Source organism: Paenibacillus sp. NRS-1782 (assembly GCF_050467685.1).
GTDB lineage: Bacteria > Bacillota > Bacilli > Paenibacillales > Paenibacillaceae > Paenibacillus > Paenibacillus terrae_A.
This window is the reverse complement of sequence record NZ_JBITPH010000077.1, coordinates 1-4650: the sequence shown is the minus strand read 5'-3', so window position 1 is coordinate 4650 and position 4650 is coordinate 1. Positions and strand designations below refer to the sequence as shown.

Here is a 4650-nt window from a genome sequence, read left to right as displayed (position 1 = left end):
ATGGTTAATCAACAGGCGTGGTTTTGACCAATACTTGATGTTTGTTTATTCTAGGAATAGGCAAGTCGTTGATGTGAGCTTCTAGCTTTTTTGAGTAGCCGTATATTTGTACTGCTTTCATCATTTTCTCCTTAAAAATTAATAATCACCTTCCCTTTTGGACGCCCATTTGCGACTAGTTCTAGCGCTTCATTAACATTGCCTATGGTAAATAGTGTTGGATGAATCGGTGGAACAATGTTGTTTTTTTCGATGATTTTGGTAATATTTTTTAGTTGTGCACCGTCAGAATGAACGAAGATAAAGCGGTAATCCACGTCGTGTTTCTTGGCTTTGTTGTCATACTTTGCGCCAACCACAGAAAACAGCTTTTGTTTCCACCATGGAAAGTTATTGTCTTCTGCGAAACGTCTATTGGGTCCTGTACGGAGAGAGAGCAATCTTCCGCCCGGTTTAATGATTTTTAATTCATTGTCAAATTCTTCGGCTCCCAAGGTATCAATCACATAATCGACATTCGACAACAAGTCAACATAGTTTTCTTTCGTGTAATCCAAATATTGATCTGCACCAATTTCCAAAGTGCGTTCGCGCGCTTGTGCGTTGCCACTAACAATGACATTTAGACCCATTGCCTTTGCGATTGGGACAGCCATTTGACCAAAACTACCCGATCCACCTGGAATGAAAACAGATTTGCCGGACTGTGCCTCAAGTTCTTCATGTAGACCTTGATACGCTGTGAGTCCAGTCAGTGCTGCAGCAGCGGCTTCCACGTAGGATAAGTTTTTTGGCATGGGGGAAATTGCGGCAGCGTCAATTGCGGCATATTCCGCAAAAGCACCAATTTTTTTTAGTGGGAGACGTGTATAGATATCGTCTCCTACGTAAAAGTTAGTCACATTTTTTCCGACTTTTTCGATAACGCCTGCCAATTCATTACCAAGCGTTAATGGGAATTCATAATTTTGAATCAGTTTCACGCTACCTGTGATAATCAACATTTCAAGTGGATTAACCGCTGCAGCTTTGACCTTTACCAAAACTTCGTTGTCAGCAATCTCTGGAATTGGAATGTCATTGACTTGGGCGTGGATTTTTTTTAAGTACTTGGTGATCTGAGCTGCTTTCATGAGTGTTTTCATTTTATTCAGCATCCTTCTTTTGAGTTACCTTCATTGTGTTTCTTGTATTTTTTCAAAGTAGCGATTAAGACAATAGTTTTCACTATTTCAATAGAAAAATGGGCACGATACTATACAGATAATCAAACTAATTAAGATCCACATCGGCCCATAGCGCCCGAATGCTGTGAAAACCTACCAGTATAGTGCAGTCCATACGTCAAGCACTGATTTTTAGGTTGATCCAAGAAACTATACAAATATAATTTTTTTTGACCTGAGTTTTTTTCTCATAACATTGATGACTCACAGATAAATTTATGGCGTACAATTTTTTAGTTGTACGCCATTTTTAAACACAACTGTCTATAATGTAGTTTAAGTTTAAAACTACTTTGTTATTTCCTATTTTTTGTTATAAATATAGAGAGCCACTTCCAGCGGAAGCCTGTTCTCTCTGCTCCAATCTCGTCAACGATGGCTTTTGCTATTTCAATGCGAAGCGAGCACATTTTCTATAGAGCCTCCATATTCATCCGTCCGCGTATGTTGCATGGATATGAATTTCCAGTCGGATTTAAAATTCTGAGATTATTGGATATATTGGCTGTCTCAAATTGAAATTATAGTTCTGGTCTACAATTCCTACCACTTCGTTGCTATCATAAAGATCCACCATGAAGCCCGCCATTTGCTTGGCAGTGTGATACTTAGGCATGTTTGCTTTAAAATCAAATTCTTCAGCATCTATTGATTTTTTCGCAAATTCCGTTTCTGTTATGGCTGGTGCTAATACTTTTGCCTTCAATTTCGCACCTTTCAGTTCCAGTTCTTTTGCAAGCCCTTCGGTGAAGGCACTAACATAATATTTAGTTGCAGAATAAGTAACACTGCTAACGGCAACAGCATAACCAAGTGCTGAAGATACGTTAATTAACTGAGTTCCTTCTATATCAGCATGATCGTGTGCATATAGAGTAGAGAGAATGGTTAAGGTTTCTATATTAACACGCAGCATAGCTTCAACTTTATCTAAATTCTGATCCACTACAAAAGAGGATTCACCAAGTCCGGCATTATTAATCCAAGTCTCAATTTGATACTCCTTTAAATCGTTATACAGGGTATAGGCCTGATCCGTAACCGACAGGTCACTTGTAAGAATAACAACGTCTAAATCTGAATTTATTCCCTGAATTTTTGATTTAAGCTCTTCTAATTTGTCCAATCTTCTAGCTACAATAATCAGGTTTTTGCCGCGATACGCAAAGGCCAATGCTGTCTCATATCCTATACCTGAGCTCGCTCCTGTAATAACTGTGTACTTCATACGATTCTCTCCCTTTTCAAAAATATTATTTAGACAATTATAGAATGATCATTCTACTTTAGTCAAAAAAATAATAGTTAGATCTGACTTGGTCTAAGCATAGCATTTTTAGAATGATCAGTAAAGTATTTTAATTCAAAATGACAATTTCTTAAATTTTACTCATGTTAATAAGTATATCGTGAAATTAGTTTCCAAACCTCAAGATTAGATCTTCAATCTCCTCAACGGTAAGAGCCAAGGAGGACTCAAGAAAAGCGAATTCGGCTATGCGTTCAATAAGTGCCAATACCGTGATAGATTATCACGTCAATATCCGCAAAGCTCTTCCATATGCAATGAAAACCAAAACAAACCAATCTTAGCTGATCCTGCCGATTTAGTGGAGCGTCCCAAAAAGATTAACTATGTGGCGAGCTTCTACGATGCGGAGGAAATAAATCCACTCTTGAAGGTAATCACTTTCCGATTATTTTGAAAAACCACAACTTGCGGCGTATTCGGTATCATGATCTTCGACATAGTTTCGCCAGTCAGCTGTTGGTCAGCGGTGTAGGCATGAAAGAGGTTCAGGAATGGTTGGGCCACAGCGATTACTCAACCACAGCCAATATTTATTCTCACCTAGTATACAGTTCAAAAGTTTCTTCAGCTCAGGCAATGAACGGGGTACTGAAAATCACATAAAAAAGTCCATTAGAGTAATATCTCTAATAGACTGTTAATTAATAATTATGGTACCGGCGAGAGGACTCGAACCTCCACGGTTTCCCACTCGATTTTGAGTCGAGCGCGTCTGCCATTCCGCCACGCCGGCATATTCAATTATGGAGGCGCCACCCAGATTTGAACTGGGGAATAAAGCTTTTGCAGAGCTTTGCCTTACCACTTGGCTATGGCGCCAGAGTATTACAAAGCGGACGACGGGAATCGAACCCGCGACCCTCGCCTTGGCAAGGCGATGCTCTACCGCTGAGCCACGTCCGCATTAAGATGGCTGGGGATATAGGATTTGAACCTATGCATGACGGAGTCAAAGTCCGTTGCCTTACCGCTTGGCTAATCCCCATTAAAGGTAAAGGGCGACCGATGGGGCTTGAACCCACGAATGCCGGAGTCACAGTCCGGTGCGTTAACCACTTCGCCACGATCGCCGCAAAGACAAAAAAAAATTTGGCAGGGGCAGCAGGAATTGAACCCACACCAACGGTTTTGGAGACCGTTGTTCTACCTTTAAACTATGCCCCTATAAAACTGGTGGAGGATGATGGATTCGAACCACCGAACCCGTAAGGGAGCAGATTTACAGTCTGATGCGTTTGGCCACTTCGCTAATCCTCCAAAAATGGTGCCGGCGAGAGGACTTGAACCCCCAACCTACTGATTACAAGTCAGTTGCTCTACCAGTTGAGCTACACCGGCACATAAATTATTAAATTAAAAGTGGCTCGGGACGGAATCGAACCGCCGACACGAGGATTTTCAGTCCTCTGCTCTACCGACTGAGCTACCGAGCCTTATTCTAAGGCTCTTTGAGAAGCAATTTATTACTAAAATGGCGGAACTGACGGGATTCGAACCCGCGATCTCCTGCGTGACAGGCAGGCATGTTAGGCCTCTACACCACAGTTCCAAAAGATTTCCTTAGGGAAATGAATTGCGGGGACAGGATTTGAACCTGTGACCTTCGGGTTATGAGCCCGACGAGCTACCGAACTGCTCCACCCCGCGACAATAATAGGTATTTACTTTTCAAATGGTGGAGGCTGAGGGGCTCGAACCCCCGACCCTCTGCTTGTAAGGCAGATGCTCTCCCAGCTGAGCTAAGCCTCCACAACGCATCACTTCACGTATTATACCATTATAAGCTTTTTATTTCAAGCTCTTTTATAAAATAGTTAATGACCCGTAGGGGAATCGAACCCCTGTTACCTCCGTGAAAGGGAGGTGTCTTAACCGCTTGACCAACGGGCCATACAAAAAAATTCTGGCGGAGAGAGAGGGATTCGAACCCTCGAGACGCTTTTGGCGCCTACACGATTTCCAATCGTGCTCCTTCGGCCAACTCGGACACCTCTCCATATGGCTCCCCGAACAGGACTCGAACCTGTGACAACTCGATTAACAGTCGAGTGCTCTACCAACTGAGCTATCAGGGAATAGTAATCATAAAGATTTGCTTGGCGACGTCCTACT

At 42.1% G+C, this 4650-nt stretch carries 3 protein-coding genes and 15 tRNA genes; 1 reads left to right on the top strand and 17 read right to left on the bottom strand.

The window, feature by feature from the left end:
• Window positions 1-131: 131 nt before the first annotated feature.
• Window positions 132-1145: an NADP-dependent oxidoreductase gene (locus ACIFQM_RS23930; RefSeq protein ID WP_430044472.1), complete on the bottom strand. Its 1014-nt coding sequence runs from the start codon at window positions 1143-1145 to the stop codon at window positions 132-134.
• A 556-nt stretch (window positions 1146-1701) separates the two neighbouring features.
• Window positions 1702-2454 (bottom strand): SDR family NAD(P)-dependent oxidoreductase, encoded by a 753-nt coding sequence (locus ACIFQM_RS23925; protein ID WP_430044470.1) that lies wholly within the window; start codon window positions 2452-2454, stop codon window positions 1702-1704.
• A 474-nt stretch (window positions 2455-2928) separates the two neighbouring features.
• Between ACIFQM_RS23925 and ACIFQM_RS23920 the strand changes: the two genes are divergently transcribed.
• Complete coding sequence (locus ACIFQM_RS23920) at window positions 2929-3141, top strand: tyrosine-type recombinase/integrase (RefSeq protein WP_430044468.1); 213 nt, start codon at window positions 2929-2931, stop codon at window positions 3139-3141.
• A 48-nt stretch (window positions 3142-3189) separates the two neighbouring features.
• Here ACIFQM_RS23920 and ACIFQM_RS23915 read toward each other — a convergent pair.
• The 15 genes from ACIFQM_RS23915 to ACIFQM_RS23845 all read right to left on the bottom strand — a co-directional run bounded on the left by ACIFQM_RS23915 (window position 3190) and on the right by ACIFQM_RS23845 (window position 4613).
• Window positions 3190-3271: transfer RNA gene (locus ACIFQM_RS23915), tRNA-Leu, on the bottom strand.
• Window positions 3272-3282: 11 nt separating this feature from the next.
• Window positions 3283-3357: transfer RNA gene (locus ACIFQM_RS23910), tRNA-Cys, on the bottom strand.
• Window positions 3358-3369: 12 nt separating this feature from the next.
• Window positions 3370-3441: transfer RNA gene (locus ACIFQM_RS23905), tRNA-Gly, on the bottom strand.
• Between the two features lie 7 nt (window positions 3442-3448).
• Window positions 3449-3523, bottom strand: a tRNA-Gln gene (locus tag ACIFQM_RS23900).
• Window positions 3524-3535: 12 nt separating this feature from the next.
• A tRNA-His gene (locus tag ACIFQM_RS23895) sits at window positions 3536-3608 on the bottom strand.
• A gap of 20 nt (window positions 3609-3628) precedes the next feature.
• A tRNA-Trp gene (locus tag ACIFQM_RS23890) sits at window positions 3629-3702 on the bottom strand.
• A gap of 7 nt (window positions 3703-3709) precedes the next feature.
• Window positions 3710-3795, bottom strand: a tRNA-Tyr gene (locus ACIFQM_RS23885).
• Between the two features lie 5 nt (window positions 3796-3800).
• Window positions 3801-3876 (bottom strand) — tRNA-Thr (locus ACIFQM_RS23880).
• Window positions 3877-3898: 22 nt separating this feature from the next.
• Window positions 3899-3971 (bottom strand) — tRNA-Phe (locus ACIFQM_RS23875).
• 39 nt (window positions 3972-4010) lie between these two features.
• Window positions 4011-4087, bottom strand: a tRNA-Asp gene (locus ACIFQM_RS23870).
• Window positions 4088-4111: 24 nt separating this feature from the next.
• Window positions 4112-4185: transfer RNA gene (locus ACIFQM_RS23865), tRNA-Met, on the bottom strand.
• A gap of 26 nt (window positions 4186-4211) precedes the next feature.
• Window positions 4212-4287, bottom strand: a tRNA-Val gene (locus ACIFQM_RS23860).
• A gap of 69 nt (window positions 4288-4356) precedes the next feature.
• Window positions 4357-4428 (bottom strand) — tRNA-Glu (locus tag ACIFQM_RS23855).
• 14 nt (window positions 4429-4442) lie between these two features.
• Window positions 4443-4534: transfer RNA gene (locus ACIFQM_RS23850), tRNA-Ser, on the bottom strand.
• A gap of 3 nt (window positions 4535-4537) precedes the next feature.
• Window positions 4538-4613, bottom strand: a tRNA-Asn gene (locus ACIFQM_RS23845).
• Window positions 4614-4650 lie beyond the last annotated feature (37 nt).